General features: G+C 70.8%; 17 protein-coding genes. 14 read left to right on the top strand and 3 right to left on the bottom strand.

The annotated features are described in order from the left end of the window. The first annotated feature begins 114 nt into the window (after window positions 1–114). From TsocGM_RS05165 to TsocGM_RS05135, 7 genes are all read left to right on the top strand, one after another. The gene (locus tag TsocGM_RS05165; protein ID WP_126724240.1) at window positions 115–2,499 is read left to right on the top strand and encodes a DUF1592 domain-containing protein; all 2,385 of its coding nucleotides are present in this window, start codon (window positions 115–117) and stop codon (window positions 2,497–2,499) included. Next, window positions 2,496–3,845 carry a DUF1552 domain-containing protein gene (locus tag TsocGM_RS05160; protein ID WP_126724239.1) on the top strand — a complete coding sequence of 450 codons (1,350 nt, stop codon included), beginning with the start codon at window positions 2,496–2,498 and terminating at the stop codon, window positions 3,843–3,845. Before TsocGM_RS05165 ends, TsocGM_RS05160 begins: the two co-directional genes overlap by 4 nt. Window positions 3,846–3,865: 20 nt before the next feature. Beyond that, the gene (locus TsocGM_RS05155) at window positions 3,866–5,500 is read left to right on the top strand and encodes an ankyrin repeat domain-containing protein (protein ID WP_126724238.1); all 1,635 of its coding nucleotides are present in this window, start codon (window positions 3,866–3,868) and stop codon (window positions 5,498–5,500) included. A 32-nt stretch (window positions 5,501–5,532) separates the two neighbouring features. Then, the gene (locus TsocGM_RS05150; protein ID WP_126724237.1) at window positions 5,533–5,928 is read left to right on the top strand and encodes an acyl-CoA thioesterase; all 396 of its coding nucleotides are present in this window, start codon (window positions 5,533–5,535) and stop codon (window positions 5,926–5,928) included. Window positions 5,929–6,452: 524 nt separating this feature from the next. Beyond that, window positions 6,453–6,893, top strand: coding sequence for a hypothetical protein (locus tag TsocGM_RS26435; protein WP_199756702.1), 441 nt, complete (start codon window positions 6,453–6,455; stop codon window positions 6,891–6,893). Window positions 6,894–7,195: 302 nt separating this feature from the next. Beyond that, window positions 7,196–7,780, top strand: a complete 585-nt coding sequence (locus TsocGM_RS05140) for a hypothetical protein (protein WP_126724236.1) — start codon at window positions 7,196–7,198, stop codon at window positions 7,778–7,780. After that, window positions 7,765–8,844: an HTTM domain-containing protein gene (locus TsocGM_RS05135; protein ID WP_126724235.1), complete on the top strand. Its 1,080-nt coding sequence runs from the start codon at window positions 7,765–7,767 to the stop codon at window positions 8,842–8,844. The genes TsocGM_RS05140 and TsocGM_RS05135 overlap by 16 nt, the downstream gene beginning before the upstream one ends. A gap of 66 nt (window positions 8,845–8,910) precedes the next feature. On the opposite strand, the gene TsocGM_RS05130 is transcribed toward TsocGM_RS05135, so the two are convergent. Both TsocGM_RS05130 and TsocGM_RS05125 read right to left on the bottom strand, forming a co-directional pair. Then, complete coding sequence (locus TsocGM_RS05130) at window positions 8,911–10,689, bottom strand: amidase (RefSeq protein ID WP_126724234.1); 1,779 nt, start codon at window positions 10,687–10,689, stop codon at window positions 8,911–8,913. Between the two features lie 132 nt (window positions 10,690–10,821). Beyond that, complete coding sequence (locus tag TsocGM_RS05125; protein WP_126724233.1) at window positions 10,822–12,612, bottom strand: cytochrome c peroxidase; 1,791 nt, start codon at window positions 12,610–12,612, stop codon at window positions 10,822–10,824. Between the two features lie 413 nt (window positions 12,613–13,025). On the opposite strand from TsocGM_RS05125, the gene TsocGM_RS05120 reads away from it, so the two are divergent. The 3 genes from TsocGM_RS05120 (at window position 13,026) to TsocGM_RS05110 (ending at window position 16,581) form a co-directional block, all read left to right on the top strand. Beyond that, window positions 13,026–13,922 (top strand): Ig-like domain-containing protein, encoded by an 897-nt coding sequence (locus tag TsocGM_RS05120; protein ID WP_126724232.1) that lies wholly within the window; start codon window positions 13,026–13,028, stop codon window positions 13,920–13,922. Window positions 13,923–14,101: 179 nt separating this feature from the next. Then, complete coding sequence (locus TsocGM_RS26820) at window positions 14,102–16,162, top strand: serine hydrolase (protein ID WP_233578371.1); 2,061 nt, start codon at window positions 14,102–14,104, stop codon at window positions 16,160–16,162. After that, the gene (locus tag TsocGM_RS05110; RefSeq protein WP_126724231.1) at window positions 16,159–16,581 is read left to right on the top strand and encodes a hypothetical protein; all 423 of its coding nucleotides are present in this window, start codon (window positions 16,159–16,161) and stop codon (window positions 16,579–16,581) included. Before TsocGM_RS26820 ends, TsocGM_RS05110 begins: the two co-directional genes overlap by 4 nt. 207 nt (window positions 16,582–16,788) lie before the next feature. Here TsocGM_RS05110 and asnB read toward each other — a convergent pair whose 3' ends face one another. Then, window positions 16,789–18,819, bottom strand: a complete 2,031-nt coding sequence (gene asnB / locus TsocGM_RS05105) for an asparagine synthase (glutamine-hydrolyzing) (protein ID WP_126724230.1) — start codon at window positions 18,817–18,819, stop codon at window positions 16,789–16,791. Between the two features lie 545 nt (window positions 18,820–19,364). Between asnB and TsocGM_RS05100 the strand changes: the two genes are divergently transcribed. From TsocGM_RS05100 to moaC, 4 genes are all read left to right on the top strand, one after another. Continuing rightward, window positions 19,365–21,362 carry a flagellar basal body P-ring protein FlgI gene (locus tag TsocGM_RS05100; protein ID WP_126724229.1) on the top strand — a complete coding sequence of 666 codons (1,998 nt, stop codon included), beginning with the start codon at window positions 19,365–19,367 and terminating at the stop codon, window positions 21,360–21,362. A gap of 578 nt (window positions 21,363–21,940) precedes the next feature. Further along, window positions 21,941–22,513, top strand: a complete 573-nt coding sequence (locus TsocGM_RS05095; protein WP_126724228.1) for a helix-turn-helix domain-containing protein — start codon at window positions 21,941–21,943, stop codon at window positions 22,511–22,513. Between the two features lie 182 nt (window positions 22,514–22,695). Further along, on the top strand, window positions 22,696–24,402 hold the full coding sequence (locus TsocGM_RS05090; protein ID WP_158633385.1) for an ArnT family glycosyltransferase: 1,707 nt from the start codon (window positions 22,696–22,698) through the stop codon (window positions 24,400–24,402). Window positions 24,403–24,494: 92 nt separating this feature from the next. Further along, complete coding sequence (gene moaC / locus TsocGM_RS05085) at window positions 24,495–24,977, top strand: cyclic pyranopterin monophosphate synthase MoaC (RefSeq protein WP_126724226.1); 483 nt, start codon at window positions 24,495–24,497, stop codon at window positions 24,975–24,977. The last annotated feature ends 30 nt before the right edge of the window (window positions 24,978–25,007 follow it).

Raw genomic sequence — 25,007 nt, 5'->3', positions numbered from 1 at the left:
GGGGGATTACAATGGGAACAACTGGAACGCACGCCGCCCGGGGCCGGCGGCGTTCGATCGCGGCGAGCCGCTGTCGCCGCCCCCCTCGGATCGTTGAAGCCGGAGCGCGTTCCCATGAATCGCCGGCGACTGCTCGCCCTCGTCGGGGCCTCGATCCTGCCGCTGGTCGTCGGCATCGGCCCCCCGGACGACGACCGGACGGAGGACGCCCCGCCGACGACGGCTCGGGAGCCGGACGATCGGGCGAAGCTCTCCCGGTTCGTGGACCTGTGGTGCATCGCCTGCCACAACCTCGAGGACCGGATGGCCGGCCTGGCGCTGGATGAGCTCGGCCGGGAGCCGGTCGAGCGCCATCCGGACGCGTGGGAGAAGGTCGTCCGCAAGCTCGTCGCGGGGCAGATGCCGCCAGCGGAAGAGGTCGGCCCGTCGGCCCGATCGAATCATGAGATCGTCTCCCTGCTGACCAGGAGGCTCGATCGCCGGGCCGCCGAGCAGCCCGACCCGGGCCGGACGGACACCTTCCGGCGGCTCAACCGGACCGAATATCAGAACGCGATCCGAGATCTGCTGGGGGTCGAGATCGACGCCTCCTCCCTGCTGCCCAAGGACGAGGCCGCCCTCGGCTTCGACAACGTGACGGTGGGCGGCCTGTCGCCGACGCTTTTGGACCGCTACCTCACCGCGGCCCAGGAGATCAGTCGGTTGGCCTTGGGCACCCCCCGCCGATCCCCCGGCGGCGAGACCTTCCGGCTCCCTCCCGACCTGACGCAGGAGGGGCACGTCGAGGGCCTTCCTCTCGGGACTCGAGGAGGAGCCCTGATCTCCTACACCTTCCCCCGAACGGGCGACTACGAGTTCCGCATCCGCCTGACCCGGGACCGCAACGAGCATGTCGAGGGCCTGCACGAGCCCCACGAGCTGGTGGTCCTGATCGACCGCGACGAGAAGGCCCGATTCCTTGTGAGCCCCCCGGAATCGGAGACCGAGCACCAGACCGTCGATGCGCACCTGGCGGCCCGGGTCCTCGTCCCGGCCGGATCGCACGAGGTCGGGGTGACGTTCCTGAAGAACTCGTCGTCGCTGCTGGAGACCAAGCGGCAGCCGTACCAGGCCCATTACAACATGCACCGGAACCCCCGGCTCTCTCCCGCGATCTTTCAGGTGTCGATCACGGGGCCGTATGACTCCGAGGCGCCCGGCGATGCTCCCGGTCGCGCCCGCATCTTCGTCCGAGAGCCGACTAGCCCGGCCGACGAGGAGGCGAGCGCCCGAGAGATCCTCGCCTCGCTGATGCGGCGGGCGTATCGCCGACCGATCACCGAGGACGACCTCCGGACCCCGATGGCACTCTTCCGATCGGGACGGGACGAGGGGACGTTCGACTCAGGGATCGAGCTGGCCCTCAGCGCGGTGCTGGTGAGCCCCCATTTCCTCTTCAAGATCGAACCGGACCCGGAGGGGATCGCGCCGGGGGCCGCGTACTGGCTCCCCGACGAGCAGCTCGCCTCCCGCCTCTCGTTCTTCCTCTGGAGCAGCATTCCCGACGACGAACTGCTCGACCTGGCCGAGCGAGGCGAGCTGGGCCGTCCGGAGGTACTGCGGGCCCAGACCCGCCGCCTGCTGGCCGACGAGCGGTCGCGAAGCCTGGTGACGAACTTCGCCTCCCAGTGGCTCCACCTACGCAACCTGGAGGCGATCACCCCCGACCTCCGCCTCTTCCCCGACTTCGACGACAACCTTCGCCAGGCGTTCCGGCGCGAGACGGAGCTGCTCTTCGAGGAGATCCTCCGAGAGGACCGCGGCGTGCTCGACCTGATCGACTCGGATCACACCTACCTGAACGAGCGGCTGGCGAAGCACTACGGCATTCCTCACGTCTACGGCTCCCGGTTCCGCCGGGTCGAACTGGACGAGGAGAGCCATCGCGGCGGCCTGCTCCGCCAGGGAAGTATCCTCACGGTGACCTCCTATGCGACGCGCACCTCTCCGGTCCTCCGAGGCAAGTGGATCCTGGAGAACATCCTCGGCACGCCTCCCCCGCCTCCTCCTCCGGACGTGCCGGCGCTGGAGGAGAGCACCGTCTCGGCTGGCCTCTCGGTGCGAGAACGTCTGGCCCAGCACCGGGCCAACGACGCCTGCTCGAGTTGCCACAACCTGATCGATCCGCCGGGATTCGCGCTGGAGCACTTCGACGCCGTCGGCCGATGGCGGGCGCTGGAGGAGGGCCGTCCCGTCGACGCGACCGGAGGCCTGCCCGACGGTAGCGAGTTCCAGGGGGTCGACGGTCTGGAGGAGGCCCTGCTGCGTCGCCCCGAGCTGTTCGTCACCACCCTGACCGAGAAGCTCCTGACCTTCGCCCTGGGACGCGGCGTGGAGCCGGCCGACGCGCCGGCCGTGCGGGCCATCGTCCGGGGGGCCGAGCGGGAGGGGTACCGCGTCTCGAGCTTGATCGAGGGAATCGTCGCCAGCACCCCGTTCCGGATGAGGAGAGCCGAATGATTGGATCGAAGAAGGCCCTGCCGCGCCGGACGTTCCTCCGGGGCCTGGGCACGTCGCTGGCATTGCCGCTGCTGGACGCGATGGTCCCCGCCCTGACCGCCCAGGCCGCCTCCCCGGCGTCTCCGGCTCGGCTCCGCCGGCTCGGGTTCGTTTACATGCCGATGGGCTGCGACATCGGCCGCTGGACGCCCCCCGGCCCGGAGTCGCTCGACGAGCTGTCGCCGATCCTCCGTTCGCTCGGGCCGGTGCGCCGGCACGTGACGGTGATCACGAACCTGGAGCTGAAGAACGCCTACCCGGGCACGCACGCGACCTCGAACGCCTCGTTCCTCAGCGCCGCCCGAGCCAAGCGGACCGAGAGCACCGATTACTACCTGGGCACCACCGTCGATCAGATCGCCGCCCGCCAGATCGGCCGGGAGACGAGGCTGCCGTCGTTGGAGCTGTCGATGGACCTGCTGGCCACCGTCGGCCAGTGCGATAATGGATATGCGTGCGTCTATCAGAACAATCTCTCCTGGTCGTCGCCGACCACTCCCCTCCCGTCGGAGGCCCACCCCCGGATCGTCTTTGAGCGCCTTTTCGGCGAGGGGGGCAGCGCGGCCGACCGCCGGGCCGCCCTCAGGAGACGGGCGAGCCTGCTCGACGCCGTCACCGAGGAGATCGCCCGGCTCCAGTCCCAGCTTGGCCCGGCCGACCGCCAGCGGGTGGACGAGTACCTGGAGAGCGTCCGGGAAGTCGAGCGCCGCATCCAGCAGGCCGAGCTCTCCTCGAAGGACGACCCGCTGCCGGATCTCGACCGGCCCGTCGGCGTGCCGAGCTCCTACGCCGAGCACGCCCGCCTGATGTTCGACCTCCAGGTGCTGGCCCTTCGCGGCGACGTCACCCGGATCATCACCTTCCAGCTCGCCCGGGAGACGAGCAACCGCACCTACCCCGAGATCGGCGTCTCCGAGCCGCACCACCCGCTCACCCACCACGGCAACGATCCGGACAAGATCGCCAAGATGGCGAAGATCAACCAGTTCCACGTCTCCCTCTTCGCCGAGTTCCTCGGCAAGCTGCAGGCGACTCCGGAGGGGGACAGCTCGCTGCTGGACCACTGCCTGTACCTCTACGGCAGCGGCATGGGGAACCCGAACCTGCACGATCACACCAACCTGCCGATCCTCGTCGCCGGGGGAGCGGCCGGCAACATGAGGGGAGGCCGGCACATCCGCTTCGCCGAGCCGACCCCGCTGGCCAACCTCCATCTGACGCTGCTCGACAAGGTCGGCGTCCACCTCGACTCGTTCGCCGACAGCGACGGGACGATCGACGCCCTGTTCGAACCGCTCTCCCTCTGACTGACGAGGAGATGACCGCGATGAGGCCGACCCGGATCGCGGCGCGGGGGCTCCTGCTTGCGGCCCTTCCCCTCGCGACGGCGGCGATCGCCGATGAGGCCCCCCTCGCCGACGCCGCCGAGGAGGCGGACTGGGACGCCGTCCGGACGCTCCTCGGTCGCGGCGCTGACGCGAACGACGCCCAGGTTGACGGCATGACCGCCCTGCATTGGGCCTCCTATCACGACGACCTGGCCGCCGCTCGCCTCCTGATCGAAGCGGGGGCGGACGCCTCGGCCGAGAACCGTTACGGCGTCTCCCCGCTGTCGCTGGCCTGCTCGAACGGAAACGGGCCGCTCGTCGCACTCCTGCTCGAAGCCGGGGCGGACCCGAACACGACGCTCCCGGGAGGAGAGACCGCCCTGATGACCGCCTCCCGAACCGGGGTGCCCGGGCCAATCTCGGCGCTGCTGGCCCGGGGGGCCGAGGTCGATGCCCGGGAGCGGAACGGCCAGACCGCCCTGATGTGGGCGGCGGCCGAAGGGAACGCTGAGGCCGTCAGCCTGCTCATTGCCGCCGGGGCCGACATCCGCGCCGAGGCCGCTTCCGGCTTCACTCCGCTGTTCTTCGCCGTCCGGGAGGGGAAGGCGGAGGTCGTCCGCCGGCTCCTCGAGGCCGGGGCCGACGTGAACGAGGCGATGCGGCCCGGCCGATCTCGGCGGTCGCCGGCCCGGGGCTATGCTCCGCTGCTGTTGGCGGTCGAAAACGGCCACTTCGAGCTGGCCGCCGAGCTGCTCGAGGCCGGGGCCGATCCGAACGACATGCGATCGGGAGTCACCGCACTGCACATGATCTCCTGGGTCCGCAAGCCTAACCTCGGCGACGACGAGAGCGGCAACCCCGCGCCGATCGGCTCCGGGACGATGACCAGCCTGCAACTGGTCGAGGCGCTGGTCGCTCACGGCGCCGACGTGAACGCGAGACTCGATCGCGGGCCAACCGGGCGCGGCGTCCTCGGCCGCCCGGGGGCAACGCCGTTCCTGCTCGCCTCCATGACGGCCGACGTCCCGCTGATGAAGGCCCTCCTGGCCCTCGGGGCCGACCCGACTCTCCCCAACGACCAGGGCAGCACCCCGCTGATGGCCGCCGCCGGCCTGGGTTGCCTCGCCCCCGGCGAGGTGGCGGGGACCGAGGAGGAGGCCCTGGAGGCTGTCGCACTGGCCCTGGAACTGGGGAACGACATCAACGCCGTCGACGCCAACGGCGAAACCGCGATGCACGGCGCCGCCTACAAGAACCTTCCCCGAGTCGTGGATCTGCTCGCCGATCGGGGGGCGGATGCCTCGGTCTGGAACCGAGAGAACGCTCACGGTTGGACTCCCCTGGCGATCGCAGAGGGCCACCGTCCCGGCAACTTCAAGCCCTCGCCCGAAACCGTCGCCGCGTTGCACCGAGCGTTGCTGGCCTCGGGAGCGACGACGGGATCGAGCGTCCCCGAGTCGCGAGACCGAGCGGGGGAGTCGCCCTCGCCGTCCGAGGCCCCCTCGCCCTCGGCCCCCCGACCCGGCTCGGAGGATCAGGGGCCCCGGACCCTCCCAAGGGAGCGATCGGCGGCTCCCGGCCTTCCCCCGGACTCCCCAGCGACTCCCGGGCGCAAGGGGCGAGCCTCGGACTGACCCGACCATCACCGACGAGAGCGGCAGCACCCATGGAGACCGCGATCGAGATCGTCGTCCGGCCGACCGAGATCGACGTCAACGGCCACGTCAACAACGCCAAGTACGTCGAGTACCTGGAATGGGGCCGGGAGGACTGGTACGAGCGGCTCGGGTTGCCCTACGAGCGGCTGCTGGAACTCGGGGCGGTGACGGTCACGGTGAACCTGAACTTGAATTTCCGGAAGGAGTGCCGGCAGGGGGAGCGGCTCGGGATCGTCACTCGCCCGGAGCGGATCGGCCGCACCAGCTTCGCCCTGCGGCAGGAGATCCGCAAGCCCGGCGGCGAGGTGGCCGCCGACGCCGTCGTGACGCTGGTCACGATCGACCCCATCTCCCGATCGAGCCGGCCCATCCCCGAGGAACTCGCGAGGCCCTTCCGGGCCTGATCCCCCTCGACTCCCGTCCTCTCCCAGACAAAGCCGACCCAGTCCTCCGGCCTCGAGATCGTTCGCACCCTTGAGCGATTTCCTCGAGGATCGTCTTCGAATCGACCAGCCTCTCCGGCTCCTCGGGCCAGGAAGGCTGTGCGGGCGCCCCTGTCGTTTGTCTGACTTGCACTTGGACCTTTTTCCGTATTCTCTCGGCGGTCGTTTGACCTTGCCCATCCCTCCTAGTATCTTGTTGCTGTGCAGGGCACCCAGCCTTCCTAGATTCGCTATCCGAAGGTGTCCTGGCCTTCGCCCCCGATCGAGGGCGAAGTGTCCTCGCATCAGGTCTCTCGGCGTCGCCGGTTCGAGGCGATGGTCAGAGGGAAGTGGTCGGCATTCCGTCGTCCGGCGCGAGTCTCCCTCCCTCGGCTCGGGGAGGGGCCCCGATTCGTCGTGCGGAACAACGGGAGGGTCGACTGCGAGGTTGGTTTCCAATGCGATCTCGATCGGCCAGTGGCTCGCGACATCGGGAGGAACTCGGGATGTTGACGATGATTCGGCGTTCGGCCTTCTCGGCGGTCATCATGGGTGCTCTGTCCTTCGGCCTGCCCCAGGCCGCTTGGGCCGGGCTGTTCAGCCACGGCTCGCACGGCAGCAGCGGCGGCTCGCACGGCAGCAGCGGCGGCTCGCACGGCAGCAGCGGCGGCGGCCACTTCAAGCTCTTCCACGGCTCCTCCGGCGGCTCGCACGGCAGCAGCGGCGGCGGCCACTTCAAGCTCTTCCACGCTTCCTCTGGCGGCTCGCACGGCAGCAGCGGCGGCGGCCACTTCAAGCTCTTCCACGGCTCCTCTGGCGGCTCGCACGGCAGCAGCGGCGGCGGCCACTTCAAGCTCTTCCACGGCTCCTCTGGCGGCTCGCACGGCTCCTCTGGCGGCTCGCACGGCTCCTCCGGCGGCTCGCACGGCAGCAGCGGCGGCTACTAATCAGTGATGGGAGAGGCCCCGGCCAGCCCGCGAGATCGGGTTGGCCGGGGCTTCCCGGCATCAGCGGACCGATCGGGCCAGGCCGGAGATTGGCTGCGATCGGATGATCTGCGATCCGCCCGGGACTCCCGGGCCACTTGGCCGGTCCGACACCGTCGGTCCCGGCCGATATGTCGTTTCGGGAGCCCCCTCGATACCCGTCCCGATCGGCCGACGACCGGCTCGGGTTCCGAGGGGCCGGTCGCCGGCCGATCGGGGCGTTGCCCGAACGCGGCTGTTCGATCGATCAGGGAGACTTCGAAATGGAGTTCGAATCCGATCGCGAGGAGCCCATGCCCGACCCGGGGAGTCCTCCCTGGAGCCCTCGGCGGCGATGGTCGCGGTGGGCGGTCAACGGGTGGCTCGTGCTGCACGTCTCGGCGATCATCATCGCCCCAGCGTCGGTCGCCCCCTCTTCCTTCCTGGCCGTGACGGCCTGGGAGGTCGTCCACCCGTACCTCCAGCTCCTCTACCTGAATCACGGCTATCACTTCTTCGCTCCCGAACCGAGCTACAGCACTTTGCTCGAGTTCCAGGCTGAGCGCGCGGACGGCTCGGTGATCGCCAGGGGGCGGATCCCCGACCGTCGGATCGTTCCCCGGTTGCTCTATCACCGGCACTTCATGCTCTCCGAGCACATGGCGGGGGCCCCGGAGGAGGTTCGGGAGCTCTGGCATCGCTCCTTCGCCGAGCACATCGGCCGGAAGTACGGCGCCGACGTCGTGCGACTCTCCCAGGTGAGCCACTACCTGCCGACGATCCCCGCCGTCCAACAGGGGATCGGGCTGGACCACCCGGATAGTTACGAGGTCGTCTCGCTGGGAGCGTACCGATGCGACGAATTCTGACCGTCCCCGCCGTGCGGGGCCTCGTCGAGCGCTCGCGTTCCTTCGCCGAGGGCTGGAACGCCTTCTGGTTTACCCCGGCCGACCCCACGCTGACCGGCGTGCTCCGGGTGCTCACCGGCCTGATGCTGCTCTACACGCACGCCGTCTGGGGCCTGGCCCTCGACGATTTCTTCGGGCCGACCCCCTGGCTGAGCGCCGAGATGGTGCGCGATCACCAGCAGTTCGAGTTCGCCTACTCGTTCTGGTGGTGGGTCGAGCCGGAGTGGATGTGGACGGCCCACGGCCTTTCACTGGCGATCCTCGCCCTGTTCACGGTCGGGCTCTGGACGAGGGTGACCTCCGTGCTGGCCCTGATCGTCGCGATCTCCTACGCCAACCGGGTGCCGATGGCCCTGTTCGGCCTCGACCAGATCAACGTGATGCTGACCCTCTACCTGACGATCGGCGACGGCGGCCGCGCCGTGTCCCTGGACCGCTGGTTGGCCAGGCGCCGGGGGAAGGGCCCGGCGACCCCGTCGGCCCGGGCCAATCTCGGACGCCGGCTGATCCAGATCCACATGTGCGTGATTTACTTCTTCGCGGGAGTGTCGAAGCTCCAGGGACCGTCCTGGTGGGATGGCGAGGCGATGTGGCTGGCCTTCGCCAACCTCGAGTACCAGTCGATGGATATGACCTGGCTGGCCTGGCACCCGCTCCTACTCAATGCGATGACGCACGCGACCGTTCTCTGGGAGGTCTTCTTCTGCGCTCTGGTCTGGAACCGGTGGTGGCGCCCGGTGATGCTCGGCTGCGGGACGGCCATGCATTTGGGCATTGGTGCCTGTCTGGGGATGTGGACCTTTGGGCTGATCATGCTTGTCGGGTGTGCCTCATTCCTGCCCGACGAGGTGGCGCGCTCGATCGTGTCGGCCTTCAGCCGACGGCGAGCCGGACGACCGGCCCGGGTGGCGATCCCGGCGGCGGCCGTCCCGGCTTCTGCGGCAGCGAAGACGGGGCACCGGCCGATGGGGGCCGTCGTCTCGGTCGACTACGGCCGGCATCGCTCGCCGGCCGACGCGAGCTGACCACCCGATCGGCCCCCCCGCCCCGGGATCGGGGGGCGGGGGGGAATGGAGCGGGGTCTGGCAGGCTCAGCAACCTCGGGGGGAAACGTTCTCCTCCGGCTCCATCGCCTCGGCCAGCGCCTGCTCCAGGGGGGGGCGGCGGAGGTGGTCGCCGGTTGCTCGCTGGAAGGCGACGGCGAGGGCCAGCAGCGTCGACTCGTCGTACAGCCGGCCGGTGAAGGTGAGCGACCCGGGGCCCTCTCGGCCGTCGATGTCCTGGAACCCGAACGGCAGCACGGCGGTCGGGTGGCCGGTGAGGTTCGTGATCGCCAGGTCCTCGGCATGGCCGACGTACAGGTCGACCGTCGTCAACAACTCGGCCATCTTCCGCATCAGCAGGGTTCGGACCCGGGAGGCGCGGAGGTACTCGACCGCCGGCACGAACTGGCCGCGCCGGAAGGTGGTGGGCCAACTGTTGAGCCCGTCGGTGACGTGGTCCCGCGTCAGCCGGTCGAAGACCGTGGCGGCCTCGGTGCCGAGCATCATCGTCACCGCCCGGGTCGGCAGATCCTCGGGGAGCCGGATGGGGACGAGCTGGACGCCGAGCCCCCGCAGGGCCTCCAGCTCCGGGCGGTCCTCGTCGGATCGCTCGGGGTCCTCCAGAAAGCCGACCCGGAGGCTGGACAGCTCGACGGGGGAGGGCCAGTCGAAGGGGCGGTCGACGGCGGCGGGGTCCCGGCCGTCGGCGCCGTGGATGGCGTCAAGGACCAGGGCGCAATCCTCCAGCGACCGAGCGATCGGACCGACCTTGTCCATCGACCAGCTCAGGGGCATGCAGCCGAGGCGGCTGACCCGGCCGAAGGTCGGCCTCAGACCCGAGGCGCCGCAGGCCCGGCAGGGGGAAACGATGCTGCCGAGCGTCTCGCTGCCCAGGGCGAAGCCGACCAGTCCGGCCGCCGCCGCCGCCGCCGATCCGGCCGAAGAGCCGCTGGAACCCCGTCTCGGGTCCCACGGGCTGTTCGTCCGGCCGCCGAACCAGCGGTCCCCCATCGCCAGCGCCCCGAGCGACAGCTTGGCCACCAGCACCGCCCCGGCCTCCTCCAGCCGAGCGGCGACGGTCGCCTTCTCGTCGAGCACCTGGTCCTTGAAGGGGGGAGCCCCCCAGCTCGTCGGGTAGCCGGGATAGGAGATCAGGTCCTTCGCCCCCCAGGGAATACCGTGCAAGGGCCCTCGGTAGATACCGGCGGCGAGCTCGGCGTCCGCCTTCTCGGCCTGGGCTCGGGCGGTGTCCTCAGTCAAGGTGACGACACAGTGGAGGATCGGGTCGAACCGCTTGAGCCTCTCCAGGTACAGCTCCGTCAGTTCCCTCGACGAAACCGTCCGAGCCCGGACCAGCGCCGACAGCTCCGTGACCGGCAGGAAGGCGAGGTCCTCATCGGATTCTGGCCGCTCGGGGGCGTGCCACTCGATCGGCCGGGCTCGGTGGCGACGAGCCCTGGCCGTCTCGGAGGGCCGGGGAGGTTCGGGCAGGAAGGTCAGGGCAGGGGGGATGTCGTAGCCGACCTCGACCCCCCGCAGCTCCTCGAACTCCTCCAGGGCCCGGGAGACCGCCCGGGCCGTGCTCTCGCGCTCCTCCTCGGTCAGCTCCAGGCCGGCGATCCATTCGGCCTGCGCGATCCGATCCGGGGTGATCTCGGCCTCCTCCTGGGCCAGCGCCGCCATCGCCCGCTGGAAGGTGGCCGAGCCGATCCCGAGGGCCGCCAGCGCCCTTAGGACCGCCCGGCGACGGACGGTGCCCGGGGCATCGGGGAGGGGAGGGGACGCCTCGTCCTGGGCGCCGACGCTGCGTACGCCGTCGTGATTCATGATGATCTCATCTGAAATGAGGAGGATCGATCGAACCCGGAGAGAGAGGACGACGCCAACGCTCGGGATGTCGGGAGCGGGGAGCAGTCGACCACGGGAGGATGAGCGGGCGGAGGGCGCTCCCCGCTCGCGTCAGAGGCTCCGAAGAAACGCGATCAGGTCCTCCAGCTCCCCCGGCTCGAGCGGCTCGTCGAGCTGGTGGCCGTACTTCTCGAAGACCTCGGCGATCGAGCCGGCCCGGCCGTCGTGGAAGAGGGCCGGCCGCCGGGCGACTCCCCGGAGCGAGGGCGGGTTGAACTCGCTCCGGCCGCGCTCGTCGGCCAGGCCCACGTCGTACGACCCGGGAGCGGTGTAGGTCGGCGGCCGATGGCAGCGGTCGCACCGGAGGCGGCGGAAGGCGGCCGAGCCGCGCTCGATCGCCGTGTCGTCCTCGCAATCGTCGATCGGAGGCGCCGGGGGAAGCGATCGGATGTACGCCTCGATCGCCGAGGCCTCGGCCGCATCCGGGGGATACCCTCTCATCGTGGAAACGACCGACTTGCTCACCTGATCGGCGATCGATTCCATCGACCCGTCCCAGGCCCAGGGGCCCGTCTCGCCGGCGCCAAGCAGTGAGGGGGTCCGCTTCGGGGTGCCATACGAGTCGTCCCCCAGGGTATCGACGAACCGCCCGCTGGTGTGGCCGTCGGTATGGCAACTGTGGCAGCTCATCCAGCCGTCGTGCGAGAGGAGGGCGTCGTGGAAAAGATGTCGGCCGAGCCGGACGGCGTCTGGCTCCGGGTGCGGCCCGAGCGGGATCGAGGAGGCCTGCGCTCCGTCCTCCAGCGAGACGACCGACACGGTGTCGGCAAAGGCATCGGCCACGAAGATCCGGCGGTCCCCCGGCGCCTTCGCCAGCGCCACGGGGCGTCGGCCGACCGAGACGCGATGCCCGATCGAGGCCGACTCCGGCCCGAAGGCCACCTCGTTGACCCCTCCCAGCGCCACGGCGATGGTGCCGTCCGGCATCACGAGCACCCCATTCGGGTCGCCTCCGCCGTCGCCGACGTCGCTGAGGTGGTAGAGCCGGCTCTCGTCGATCGGGTCGGCGGCCGGGTCGAGCACGGCGGCCAGCGGCATCGCGAGGAGGTTGCTGGTGATGAACGCCGCCCAGTGGATGTCGTTCTGATCGGTGCGCCCCGCCCGGTTGAGGAGCTGGTGGGAGACGAGCAGGCGATCGCCTCCCGCGCTCAGGGCCAGGCCCCGGATGTTGTGCCCCGGCAGCTCCCGAACCGACTCGACCGCCATCGAGTCGCCATCCACCACGGCCATCCTTCCCCCGAAGGCGTCCGCCACGATCGCCTTCCCACCCCCGACCGCGAGCACTCCCCTCGGCTCGAACGGCAGGGAAACCGATCCGACCAGCTCGATCGTCGGCCGTCCTGGTTCCTCGCCGTTCATCGCGATTACCGAGACGCTCCTCGGCCAGAGCGACGACACAAACGCCCGGCCCCCCTCCGGCTCGAGCGAGATCCCCACCGGGGTCTCCGGCACCGTGACGCCGACGATCCGATCGACCTCCCGGCCGTCGAGCCGCACCACCACCACGAGGCCTTCCTCCTCGTCGACGGCCAGCAGGTGCCGGCCATCGGGCAGCAGGGCGAGGTCCGACAGGGAAGAGCCGACCTCGTGTTCGGAAGCCACCCGGCCCGAGCCGACGTCGATGACCGAGAGGGTCCCGCTCTCCCGGTTGGCGACGTACAGCCGGCTGCCGTCCGTCGAGACGGCCATCGCCACCGGCTCTCGCCAGCGCCGATCGGGCTGGAAGCCGGGGGGAGCATCGTCGGACCCGGGAGGAGCCGACGCTGCCGAGCCAAGGGCCGGCAGGGCGAGGGGGAGGATCACGGCCAGTACCGCGGTCGATCGGGATCGGCGATCGCTCATGCCGGCGGGCTCCGGGCGGTCGGGTTGCGGGGGGAGGGAGATCGGATTCTACCGAATCGGAGCGATCGGAGGGCTCGGGGAGTTCGGGGCGGCGGGGGCGTCCGGCCGCGGCGAGTCGATCGGGGATCGCCGTCGGCTCCCGCTGCTCGACCTCCGGACCAGACCGGCGCCCTTCCACCGCGACCGTCGGGGAGTCCCCCCTCGATCGTTCGATCTCGGGCGGAATCGCCAACGACCGGACGACCCTCCTGCTCGCGATCTTCCTCGGCGGCCCCGCGATCGGACCGACCCGATGCGAAGGCCGCCCCCGAGGAGGCTTTCTCGGGAGGGGGAGGGCTCCGGAGCCGATCCCGATGATACCGCTGTTTCCGGACCTGATCCGAGGCCCTCTCCCCAGAATCGCCGAGGCCCCCATGATCCGCCCCCGCCGAGCCCCCGCCGGTCGTCCCTCCCGCCGCCGGAGCGCGCCCCGCGTCGAGGCGATGGAGCCGAGGCAGTTGCTGTCGACGGCCGATCCCTCGGCCCCGGCCGGGGAGGCAGCGGCGCAGGCCGCCGCTCCGATGGAGGCCCCCGTGCCGCTGGTCCTCGTCTCGGAGTTCGTCTCCGGCGCCGGCCAGATGACGCAGGTTGGCACGCCGTTCTCCCTGCCGCTGACGGTTCGAGTCACCCGGCCGGACGGCTCTCCGGTTTCGGGGGCGACGGTCGTCTTCGACGCCTTCCAGGCCGGGCCGTCGGCTCGGTTCCTGACGAACCCCGCCGTCACCGGGCCGGACGGGCTGGCCGCGACGGTCGCCGTCGCCAACGGTCAGGCCGGTCTGTTCACGGTGGTCGCCACCTCCCCGGGTGCGGCCCCGTCCCAGGTCACGCTGGAAAACCGGCTCCTTCCCCTGGGCGTGATCAACGTCTCGCGGTTCGGGTACCACGCCCAGCCGACGACGATCGCCCTGACCTTCAATCAGCCGCTCGACCCGGTCCAGGCGTCCCTCGTGTCGAACTACCAGCTCTTCGGGCCGGGCCTCGACCGGACCCCAGCGACCGCGCCCAACCGGCCGCTCCGACTCCGATCGGCCCGGTACGACTCGGCGGCCAACACGGTGGCCCTCACCTCGGCCGAGCCGCTTCGGCTCCAGGGGGGCCGGCGGTATCTCGTCGTGGTCGATGGGGCGGTCGTGCCCGGAGGGGACCGAGGTCCGGCGGCCTCGGCCTTCATCGGCGCCGAGGTCTTCGACCCTCCCCCCCGCCTCTCCCGGGCCTTACTGGCGCTCCAGCGGCTCCAGCGCCTCCGGGACGGGAGGGGACGGCTGGTCTGACCTGACCTGACCTGACCTGACCTGACCCGGAGGCGACGCGACCCGGGCCGTCGGGAGATTGCGGTCCGGGCCGGGATCGGCCACGATTGCGGGGGATCGCCGCTCTTCTCCGCGCCCGCCGGCACCGGCTGGGCGGCGGCCGATCGTCGATCGACCCGACCCCCACCGAGACGAGCCCCATGACCCGATCCGCCCCGCTGCTGACCTTCCTGGCCGCCGCTCTTCTCCTGCCGACGACGACGAGGGGAGGCCCGACCCTGGAGGGCCGCCTCGAGCCCCTGCTCCGCTCCCACCGGGGAGAGGTGTCCGTGGCCGTCGAGCACCTGGAAACCGGAGAGTCCTTCCGCAAGGACGCCGACCGGCCGATGCCGACAGCCAGCCTGATCAAGTTTCCGGTCATGGTCGAGGCCTACCGCCAGGCGGCGGAGGAGGGGCTCGATCTCGGTCAGATGATCACGCTCGACGAGGACGACAAGGTCCCCGGTTCGGGTATCCTCACGTACCACTTCTCCGATGGCGCCTCGTTCCCCCTGCGGGACGCGATCCGACTGATGATCGCCTACTCGGACAACACCGCGACGAACCTGGTGCTCGACGCCATCGGCATCCCCTCCACGGCGACGACGATGGAGGCCATGGGCTTCCCGAACAGCAAGATCCACTCAAAGGTCTACCGCCGGGACACCTCCGCCTTCCCCGATCGGAGCGCCGAGTTCGGCCTCGGCTCCACCACCGCCGACGAGATGATCGGCCTGCTGAAGATGCTCCACGCCCGGGAGCTGGTGAACGACGACGCCTCGGCCGAGATGTACGAGCATTTGCTCAACTGTCAGGACGATCGGCTCTTCAAGCGGTTCCTTCCCACCGGCACGAAGGTGGCACACAAGACCGGCGCCGTGAGCCAGGTCCGCACCTCGGCCGGCATCATCGAGACGCCGGGCGGGCCGGTCGCCCTCTGCGTGCTGACCAGCGAGAACGAGGACACCCGCTGGAGCGAGGACAACGCCGCCGAGCTGCTCATCGCCGAGGTGGCCCGAGAGGTCTACAACCACTTCAACCGCCTCCCCTCCGACTCCGAGACGGCCGCCTCCTCGGCCCCGGCCGCCCTGGAGTTCGGCGCCAACGGCCCGGCGGTCGAGTCGCTCCAGCGCCGGCTCAACGCGAGGCTTGACCCCTCTCCCGGGCTGGCCGTGGACGGCGACTTCGGCCCCGCCACCCAGGCGGCCCTGGTGCGATTCCAGGAGTCTCGCGGCCTCCCCGCCACCGGCCAGGCCGACCTGAAGACCCTCGAGGCGCTCGGCCCCGAGCCCGAGGGGGACCCCGAACTCCCCGATCCCGAGGAGGTCAATGCCCGGGTCGAGGAGAAGGAGCCGGCCGACTCCCTGGAGGGCCCCCCCTTCGTTACCGCGAAGGCCTGGGCCATCATCGACGCCGATTCGGGCGAGCTCATCGCGGGTCTCGACGAGGAGGCCCCCCTCGACATGGCCAGCACGACCAAGATCATGACCGCCCTGGTCGTCCTCCGGCTGGCCGAGGAGGACCCGGCCGTGCTCGACGAGGTCGTCACCTTCTCGGAGCGGGCCGATGGGACCATCGGCTCCACCTCCGGCGTCCGGGCCGGCGAGCGGGTCCCCGTCCGGGAGTTGCTCTACGGCCTGCTGCTGCCCTCGGGCAACGATGCCTCCGTCGCCCTCGCCGAGCACTTCGGCGCCCGGCTCGGCCCACCGGAGGACGCCCCGGAAGAGCTCGACCCGCTCGCCCGATTCGTTGCCGAGATGAACCGTACCGCCGCCGAGCTGGGGCTGGTCGAAACCCGATTCGCCAACCCCCACGGCCTCACCTCCCCCGGCCACCACGCCAGCGCGCTGGACCTCGCCCGGCTGGCCCGGGTCGCCCTGGAGAACGAGCTCTTCTCCAGGATCGTCTCCACCCAGACACGAGGCTGCACGCTCTTCGATGGCGAGGGCTCCCCCCGCAATGTCGTCTGGCGGAACACCAACCGCCTGCTCTCCATCGAGGGGTACGACGGCGTGAAGACCGGCACCACCGGAGCCGCCGGCGCCTGCCTCGTCTCCCGAGGGCGTCGGGGAGCGGATTCGGTCATCGTCGTCGTGCTCGGCAGCACCTCGTCCGACGCCCGGTACACCGACGCCCGCAATCTCTACCGATGGGCCTGGACGACCCTCGGGCATGCGGCGCCCGAGTCGGCCGCCGTCGGTGCCGGATCGGACGGACGATGAGCCGGGGGGACCTCTCGATGGAGGGGATTGCCTTCGACGACCATTCCGGCCGAGGCCCCGTCGGAGAGCCGGGGGTGGTCCTCTTCGTCGGCGAGGAGCAGACCCTTCGGCTCTGGTACGGCACCTTCGATGCCGTCCTCCGCCTGCTGCACGACCTCTGGTGGCGGGATCGCCGCATCGGTCGGCTCCGGCTGCTCGCCGACTGGATCGGCGACCGAGGCGCCTTCGACCCGGAGGACGCCTCCGGGTCGATCGTCGCCGACCCCGTCGAGACGAGGGACGCCCTCCGCCTCGCCCGAGACCGCCTCGCCCGTCGGGCCGAGCCGGGAGAGGCCCTGGAAGCGGCGCTGAACGCCCTGATCCGAGCCCTCGACGCCGCGATCGAGGCCGACGCCCCCGTCCGGATCGATCGCCTCTGATCCCGGAGTTCACCGCTCCTGGAGGACTCGAACCGAGAGGAGGCCGGGGTCGTGTCGACGGCCTCCTCGATCGCCTCCCGAACGGGAGGCGATCCGACCCGATCGTCCCGTCGATCCCCTCGTCCGCCTGCCGTGGCGATTGGGATCATGGAGAACGGCCGGCCTGATCGACCGGCCTCCTCCGGGCCGAGGGGAGCTCCGTCTCGCTCACACCGTGGCGGCGGAAGCGTGGGGGAAGAAGGCGGCGGCGTCGGGGATCGACAGGTCCGATCGCGAGAGGCTGGGGGCCTCCCAGGTCGGCAGCTCGCAGAGACCGCCGCCGCAGTAGGAGTGGTGCCAGAGCTGCGTGGCCACGACCATCGTCAGGCTCAGGTCCATCCCCCCTTGCCTCGGGGTGATTCGCGGGAACCATCGGCGCCGGGCAACCTCTCGGGCCACGGCCTCGGGGTCGAAGAAGCCAGTGCGGCGCAGTGACTCGGGGCTGAGCACCTGGTCGACCCACGCCGGGCGGTGCGGCCCGAGGAAGGTGCGCGAGAGGCTGGCCCGGAACATCTCCTTCGGGCGAGCGGCCACCCGCTCTCCGATCGGCGCCGGCAAGACCCGGCGGGCGACCTCCCGGAGCAGCCACTTGTCCACGCCTCCCCGGAGCTTGTACTCCGGGGCGATCGAGGCGCAGAACGAGACGACCTCCTCGTCGAGCAGCGGATACCTCGTCTCGACCGAGGCGTTCATCGCCACCCGGTCCCCTTTACCGGCGAGCAGCAGGCCCGGCAGCATCACCTTGTAGCCGAGGTAGAGCGACTGGTTCAGCGGGTCCCAGCGGTTGAACCGGGAGTGGGCGATCCCCATGTCGGCGCCGTAGGCGTCGTACCCGTCGAGGAGGGCCCACATCCCCTCGGAATAAACCCGGCAGCGAGACTGGCCGAGCATGTCGTACAGCTCTTGCTGGGCCACCCGGGCGCCCCGGACGGGGAACCGGGGGTTTCGCCCTCGGGGATCTCGGGAGATGCGGTCCAGGAACCACTCGCGGCCGAGCCGGGGGAGCGTCTCGCCGAACCGGGCCTTGAAGCGGTCCCGAATCGCATGCAACCGGTGCCAGGGATAGCCGGCCATCGCTTCGTCGGCCCCCTCGCCGGTCAGCGCGACCTTGTAGCCGGCCGAGTGCACCGATTGCGCCAGCCGCAGCAGCGTGGCGCAGGCGGTGTCCATCACCGGCATCTCGGCGGCCCGGATCAGCTCCGGGAACGCCTCGGCGATCCGGGGCTTGGACATCTCCACCAGCGTCAACGGCGAGCCCAGCCCCTCGGCGGCTTCAGCGGCCTTCGAGCGCTCGTCCGGGCCGGCGCGGTCGAGGGCCACAGAGAACGAGGGCAGGGGGGACCGCCGCTCCTGGCCCGCCAGGCCGAGGACGATCGCCGAGTCGAGCCCTCCGCTGATGTAGCTAACCACCGGCACGTCTCCCCGCAGCCGGCGGCGGACGGCCCCCCGGAGCAGGGCCTCGAACTCCTCGATCAGCCCCTCCGGGTTCTCCTCCCGGCGCTCGTCCCCGGCGTCCGGGAAATCCAGGTCCCAGTACGTCACCTCGTGCAGGCGGCCGGTCTCGGCCTCGGCCCGGACGAAGTGGCCGGGGGGGAGCAGATGGACGTCCCGGAAGCAGGTGCGGCGGATGCTCGCGGAAAACGTGTGGAAGAAATAATCAATGCCCCTCGGGTCCGGCTCGGGGGCGACCAGCCCGGAGGCGAGCAGCGCCTTGATCTCCGACGCCCAAAGCAACCAGCCGTCGCGCTCGGCGTAGAACAGCGGGCAGATGCCCGCTCGGTCTCGAGCCAGGTGGAGCGTCCGGTGATTGCGGTCCCAGAGCGAGACAGCGAACTGGCCCCGGGCGGCCCGGAAGACCCCTTCGCCGTAGTCCTCGAACAGGTGGACCCAGACCTCGGTGTCGCATCGGGTCGCCAGCCGGTGCCCCTGGGCGATCAGGTCGCGCCGGAGCCGGTCGTCCTCATACAGCTCGCCGTTGAAGGCGACCCAAATCGAGCCGTCCTCGTTGGCCATCGGCTGGAAGCCGCCGGTCAGGTCGACGATCGACAGCCTCCTCGCCCCGAGGAAGACACCAGGCTCCCGGTGGATGCCCTCAGCGTCCGGCCCCCGGTGGGAGATCGCCCGGGTCATCGCCACGGCCCGATCGATCGGGAAGGTCCGGTGGCCGACCAGGTCCAACGCGCCAGCGATGCCGCACATGATGCGCTCCTCGGAAACGGCCGGCGGGAGGGTCGGGGGATGCCTTGGCGATGCGGTGGGGAACCCGTCGGCCAGGCCAGACGACCGGGGGCCCCGGGCACCCGCCTCCGGCGGTCCCGTTCGCGTCCCAGGATCGGCAAGCCTGAGAATTTATATCATACGCAAAGGCTGCGGGCTGTCGCCCGAGGGGATTGTTCGTGCCGATTTCGCTGGTCGGGGGGATTGGGCGGGCTTCCTGGCGGGATCCCCCCGTTGATCCTGAGCTTGACCGCCTCCGGTCGATGTCGTAGGTTCCGCCCCGAGTCGGCCGACCCCTCCGGATCGGCCCGCCCCGGTGAGGGCGGGCGCCCACCCCTGATCGCACGTCTCCCGGGGCGGCCCGACGCATCGATCACGACGAGAGGATCCGCCGCGATGCGGCGACGCCCAGGCCCCGGAAGCGGGGGAGGGTGGCCGCCGATCGGTCGGCGTCGCAGGATCGGCGCCGGCGAGGGTGCCTCGGGGCGCCCCGGGCGAAGGCGAAGCAAGGGCAAGGAGGCCAGGCGATGCGGCGCGGCGATCGACGAGCGGGGCCCGGCTCGGCCCCGGCGAGGACGAGAGCCTCGGCATGGGCGTGGCTGGGGATCGCGGGGCTGTTGCTGGCCGCTCCGGCGACGGCCCTCGCCCAGGACGAGGCGGACCGGAAGATCGTCGACATCGCCGAGCCCCTCGGCTTCGGCCAGAAAACCGTCGAGGGGGTCGGCCTGGTCATTGGTCTGGCGGGAACCGGCTCGGAACCGCCGCCGTCGAGCTACCGCTCCAAGCTCGAAGCCGAGATCAAGCGCAATCCCGAGTTGAAGGTCGAGGAGATCCTGGCCGACCCGCTGAAGCGGACCTCCCTCGTCGTCGTCCGGGCCGTCATCACCGCCGGCATGGCCCCGGAGGACGAGCTGAACGTCGACGTGCTGCTTCCCCCCGACAGCGAGACGACCAGCCTGGAGGGGGGCTTCCTCGTCGGTTGCTGGCTGCACGAGGTCGGCATCGCGGCACAGGTGCAGCTGGAGGGCAAGCCCTGGGTCTATGCCTACGGCCCGATCCTGACCGGCAACGCCGCCGACCCCGACAACCCGAAGGTCGGGCGGGTGCTCGGCGGGGGACGGATCAAGCAGGAGATCCCCTACGTGCTGCTGATCGGGCAGCGGCACCGCAGCGGGGCCGTCGCCAAGCAGCTCCAGGACTTGATCAATCGCCGGTTCCAGTACCGCGATGGCCGCTTCAAGAAGGGGGTCGCGACGGCCAAGACCGACAACACGATCGTCCTGAACGTGCCGGAACGCTACCACCACAACCAGCTGCGCTACCTCCAGGTTCTCGCCCAGATCCGCCTGGCCCACACCCCCGAGCTGCTCGAGAGCCGGATGGAACGCTGGGGGCAGGAGCTGCTCGAGCCGAAGACCGCCGGCGAGGCGGCCCTGAAGCTGGAAGCGCTGGGGGGCATCGCCTCCCCGGTCCTGGTCAAGGGGCTGGAGAGCGAGCACCCGCAGGTCCGCTTCTTCTCGGCGGAGGCGCTGGCCTATCTGGACGACTCCGCCGGGTCGGAGGAACTGGCCCGGGCGGTGGTCGAACTCCCCGAGTTCCGGACCCTCGCCCTGGCGGCCCTGGCGGCGATGGACCAGCCGGCGGGCATCCTCCGGCTCCGGGAGCTGATGGACCAGGCCGACCCGGTCGTCCGCTACGGGGCCTTCAACGCCCTCCGCGTTTCGGATCCGGGCGACCCGGCCCTCGGCCGGACCCGGGTCCTCGGCCTGATCGAGGAACGCCGACACGCCGACCCCGACGACGCGATGGCCTTCCCGATCGAAGCGCAAGCCCCTTCCCCGTCCCGGAAGGCGACGGCCGAGGACCCCTTCGAGCTGTACGTCGTCCGCTCGTCCGGCCCCCCGATGATCCACCTCAGCCGCTCCCGACGGCGAGAGATCGTCCTCTTCGGCCGAGATCACGAGCTGCTGCCCCCGGTCGTGCTCGGCGGCACCGGCCCGATCCTGCTCAATGCGGCGCTCGACGACCGCCGGATCGAGATCTCCCGGATCGAGTTGACCGGCACCCCTCCCCAGATCCTCACCTCCTCGACCGACCTGGTCGAGGTCATCCGCACCGTCGCGGCCCTGGGAGCGACCTACCCGCAGGTCGTCTCCATCCTCGAAGGGGCGAAACGGCAGGCGAACCTGGTGGCGGAGCTCGCCATCGATGCGGTCCCCTCCGAGGTGGAGGACTATGATCGCGCCCTGCTCGCCGGGGAAGACGTGGTCCACGACGAGGCCGTCTCCCCCGCGTCCTTTGAGGAGGAGGACGCCCCCGAGGGGGCGGCGGAGCGTCGCGGCCTCGGCTTAATCAGGCGAATACTCCCCGGGGCGGGGGGACCCGGCCGATCGGCCGCTCCGAGCGGCCGGGAGGGGGAAGCCGAGCGGGAGGAGGAGGCGTCCTCTCCCCCGGCCTCGCGGCGTCCGGGGCTCTTCTCCCGCTTTCTGAACCGGGCCGGAGCATCGGAACTCCAGAAACCTTGAGCGGTTTCACCGCGACAGCCCGCCGCCCCCGCCCGACCGGCGACGATGGCCGCCCGGGCGGGGGTTGTCTTCGATCCCTCCCGAGTCTCTCCTCCCGACCGCCACGAGCCTCCGGCCCGACCCGCTCACCCGACTCGCGTCGCAACCCCTCCTAAAGTCGCCGGCCGCGCCGATCGAAAATTAGTCTTGACGGTCAGGTCCGCTACCGCAAGGAGGCGAGCGACCCCCCCTCCGGAGACCTGAACCGGGCGGCCCGAGCGACGCGGAGTCGGCGGGTCGGCCCCGAGCGATCGGGGCCCGGCGGCCTTCTGGCCTCCGGGTGCGCGGTCCTCGAGGCGATCGGTCCCCGCGAACCACGGATGGAAACGGACGTCATCGATCGGTCGCCGATCGGCTCCCGCTCGCCCCGGGACCGGCAGGCATCTTGCCAGGCGACCCGATCCGCCGACCCCGGCCGACGCGCCGGGGGCCGGCGACGCCCCCCGTCCGCGCCGGATCGGTCCCGCCCGGGCCCCGAGGGGGGGCATCGGACACCTCCGAGGTCTCTCACGTACTCCGATCCGAGTGGAGTCCTCGATATGAAGAAAGTCTACACCACCGGCCAGGTCGCCAAGATTTGCAAGGTCGCGCCCCGGACGGTGAGCAAGTGGTTCGACTCCGGGCGGTTGCGCGGCTACCGCATCCCCGGCTCGCAGGACCGCCGCATCCCGCGAGACAACTTGCTCCGGTTCCTCAAGGAATACGGCATGCCCCTCGGCGAGCTGGAAGCCGAGGTCTACAACAAGGTCCTGGTCGTCGGCGCCGACGGCCCCCTGCAGTCCATGCTCAAGGAGCACCTGCGCGAATCCGAGGACTTCCGCCTGGAGGTCGCCGCCTCGGGGTTCGAGGCCGGCATTCGTGCCGAGAGCTTCCACCCCGATTGCATCATCATCGATATGGCCATCGGCCGCATCGAGGCCGGCCAGATCGCCCAGAACCTGAAGCGCAGCGAGGATCACGCCTCCACCGTGCTCATCGCCCTGACCAGCGACGAGCCCGGCGAGGAGATCTACCGCCTCGGCTTCAACGACGGCTTTAAGAAGCCCTTCGACGGCGCCCTGCTGGCGGAGCGCGTCAAGCGGCTGATCGCCCAGAAGAAGAACGAGGACTGATCGGTTCCCGATCCCCCCTCGATCGCTCTGCTCCGCCCGGGCCCCGCGTCCCCCCGGCCGACTGGCCGGGAGGATGACGGGGCCTGGGCCATTTCGGGGGAGGCTGCCGGATCGCCTCCGTCCTCCCTGGCCTCGGAATCCGGCCGACGGGGCTTCGCGTCCCTCCTGCCCGACTCGGTAAGATGCCCCCAGCCGGCTCCCTGCTCGAGACGCCCCCGAAACCCCGGCCTCCCGGACTCATGCCCGATCCCTCCCCATCTCCCTCCCCCCGATCCGGAGCCGGCCCCTGGCCCGGGCTGCTTGGGGCCTTGGCCGGGCTGGCGGTCCTGCTGACCCTGGGAGATCCGGGGATCACCAGCGACGAATCGATCGACGTGAAGGTCGGCCGCAACTACCTCCGCGAGCTGGGCCTCCTCGTCGAGCAGGTCGGCCGGCTCGGGATCGGGTCGGTCGACCAGGACGACCTCGACGCCTTCTTCGCCGACAACGCGCAGCATCCCCCCCTCGGCAGATGGCTCGTCGGCCTGGCGTCGGCCGCCTTCGAGCCGGTCGAGGGGCTGCTCGGGGGCACCGACCCCCTCTCGGTCCACTCGGGGAGGGTCGCGCCGATGCTGGCCTTCGCGGTCCTGGTGGCGATCGTCTCCGCCGAGGCGGGCCGTCGGGCCGGCCGGGCGGCGGCGATCGTCGCCGGCCTCTCCCTGGTCCTGATGCCCCGGCTCTTCGCCCACGCCCACTTCGCGACGCTCGACACGATCCTCTCGCTGTTCTGGACCCTCGCCCTCCTCTCCGCGGCCCGGGCCGTCGAATCGAGGAGGCCGGTCCTCTGGCTGGGGCTCTCGGGAGTGTGCTGGGGGCTGGCGCTGTTGACGAAGATTCACGGCTGGCTCCTGCCCCCGCTGGTCCTCGGCTACGCCCTTGCCCGGCTGCCCACGCGCAAGGCGATCGTCGGGATGACGGTCTGGGGGGCGGTCGGGTTGGGGGTCTTCGTGCTCGGCTGGCCGTGGCTCTGGCACGATTCGGTCGATCGGCTGACCCGGTTCATGTCAACGAGCGTCGATCGCCAGCCCCTTCGGGTGCTGTACTTCGGCCGGGTGTTCCAGGACAACGCCCTCCCGTGGCATTACCCGTGGTTCTACTTCGCCGCGACCGTGCCGGTCGGCTTGCAGGCGATGGGGCTTGTCGGCCTGGCCCGGGGGCTCCGACGGTCCCGATCGGAGCCGTTCCCGGCGCTGCTCGGGGGGGCGATCCTGCTGTTCCTCTTGCTCTTCAGCACCCGGGCGCCGGTCTACGACGGCGAGCGGCTCTTTCTGCTCGTCTTCCCGAGCTGGGCGCTGCTGATCGGGCTTGGGTTCCGATCGGTCTGGCAGGCGGCCGGCTGGGCCTGGATGCGGGCCCTGCTGGTCCTGCTGCTGGTGGGGCAGGGGACGGGAGTGGTGCGCATGCACCCATTTCAGTTAAGTTATTATAACGCCCTGGTCGGCGGGCTGGCCGGGGCGGAGCGGCTCGGCCTGGAGCTGACCTACTGGGGGGACGCCGTGGACCGGACCCTTCTGCGAGAAGCCGAGCGCCTGGTCCCCCCGGGGGAGGAAATCGCCCTCGCGCCGACGTTCCACCACATCCAGCCGATCGCCGCGATGACCCCCGGCCTCTTCGAGAAGGGGATCACCCTCGGTCCCGAGCAGGCCCTTGGCCAGACCCCCTGGCTGATCCTCTTCCGTCGGTCGGCCTACTGGTCCCCCGAGGTCGAGCGAGCCGAGCGGTCGGGCCGCCCCCTGGCCGAGCGGTCGCGATCCGGCGTCTGGCTCTCCCGGCTCTACCGGCTGGAGGAGGGGCCAGGGGGCGCCGAGGCCGGGATTGACGATCGCGAAGATTCGTTCAGAACGAATTGAACTTCGGGCGGCATCCGTCTACAATCCCGACGAGGTCGGACGATCCGGCTCGGGGCCGGCGCCCGGAGCCGGGACGTTCGGAGGCTCGAGACATGTCCGGCTTGACGCACTTCGACGATTCGGGCGGCAGCCGGATGGTCGACGTGTCGGCCAAGCCCCAGACGCTCCGCTCGGCGACCGCCCGCGGCCGGGTCCGGATGCGGCCGGAGACCCTGGCCCTGATCCGGGATCGCAAGGTCGCCAAGGGGGACGTCTTCGAGGTCGCCCGGCTGGCCGGCATCCTGGCCGCCAAGAGGACCGGGGAATTGATTCCGCTCTGTCACCCGCTCGGGCTTGACGCCGTGGAGCTCCGCCTCGAGGCCGAGGGGGAGGACGCCGTCCGTATCGAGGCCACCGCCCGGCTCGTCGGCCGGACCGGAGTGGAGATGGAGGCGATGGCCGCCGTTTCGGTCGCGGCCCTGACGATCTACGACATGTGCAAGGCGGTCGACCGCGGCATGGTCATCGAGCGGATCGCCCTGGAGGAGAAGTCCGGCGGCCAAGGCGGTCCCTATCGCCGTCCCGACCCCGAGTGAACCGACCCGATTCCAGCCCCCCCCCCCCCC

This window comes from Tautonia sociabilis (assembly GCF_003977685.1).
Lineage (GTDB): Bacteria > Planctomycetota > Planctomycetia > Isosphaerales > Isosphaeraceae > Tautonia > Tautonia sociabilis.
Note: the sequence above shows the minus strand (reverse complement) of the source record. Positions and strands in the feature narration are given on the sequence as shown.

Bases quoted from the DNA above. Each gene is read 5' to 3' on its own strand.
- TsocGM_RS05100 (WP_126724229.1), top strand. From the start codon at position 19,365: ATGCGGCGCGGCGATCGACGAGCGGGGCCCGGCTCGGCCCCGGCGAGG.
- TsocGM_RS05140 (WP_126724236.1), top strand. From the start codon at position 7,196: ATGGAGTTCGAATCCGATCGCGAGGAGCCCATGCCCGACCCGGGGAGT.
- TsocGM_RS05120 (WP_126724232.1), top strand. From the start codon at position 13,026: ATGATCCGCCCCCGCCGAGCCCCCGCCGGTCGTCCCTCCCGCCGCCGG.
- TsocGM_RS05110 (WP_126724231.1), top strand. From the start codon at position 16,159: ATGAGCCGGGGGGACCTCTCGATGGAGGGGATTGCCTTCGACGACCAT.
- TsocGM_RS05135 (WP_126724235.1), top strand. From the start codon at position 7,765: ATGCGACGAATTCTGACCGTCCCCGCCGTGCGGGGCCTCGTCGAGCGC.
- TsocGM_RS26820 (WP_233578371.1), top strand. From the start codon at position 14,102: ATGACCCGATCCGCCCCGCTGCTGACCTTCCTGGCCGCCGCTCTTCTC.
- TsocGM_RS05130 (WP_126724234.1), bottom strand. From the start codon at position 10,689: ATGAATCACGACGGCGTACGCAGCGTCGGCGCCCAGGACGAGGCGTCC.
- TsocGM_RS05095 (WP_126724228.1), top strand. From the start codon at position 21,941: ATGAAGAAAGTCTACACCACCGGCCAGGTCGCCAAGATTTGCAAGGTC.
- moaC (WP_126724226.1), top strand. From the start codon at position 24,495: ATGTCCGGCTTGACGCACTTCGACGATTCGGGCGGCAGCCGGATGGTC.
- TsocGM_RS05150 (WP_126724237.1), top strand. From the start codon at position 5,533: ATGGAGACCGCGATCGAGATCGTCGTCCGGCCGACCGAGATCGACGTC.
- TsocGM_RS05090 (WP_158633385.1), top strand. From the start codon at position 22,696: ATGCCCCCAGCCGGCTCCCTGCTCGAGACGCCCCCGAAACCCCGGCCT.
- TsocGM_RS05125 (WP_126724233.1), bottom strand. From the start codon at position 12,612: ATGAGCGATCGCCGATCCCGATCGACCGCGGTACTGGCCGTGATCCTC.
- asnB (WP_126724230.1), bottom strand. From the start codon at position 18,819: ATGTGCGGCATCGCTGGCGCGTTGGACCTGGTCGGCCACCGGACCTTC.
- TsocGM_RS26435 (WP_199756702.1), top strand. From the start codon at position 6,453: ATGTTGACGATGATTCGGCGTTCGGCCTTCTCGGCGGTCATCATGGGT.
- TsocGM_RS05155 (WP_126724238.1), top strand. From the start codon at position 3,866: ATGAGGCCGACCCGGATCGCGGCGCGGGGGCTCCTGCTTGCGGCCCTT.
- TsocGM_RS05160 (WP_126724239.1), top strand. From the start codon at position 2,496: ATGATTGGATCGAAGAAGGCCCTGCCGCGCCGGACGTTCCTCCGGGGC.
- TsocGM_RS05165 (WP_126724240.1), top strand. From the start codon at position 115: ATGAATCGCCGGCGACTGCTCGCCCTCGTCGGGGCCTCGATCCTGCCG.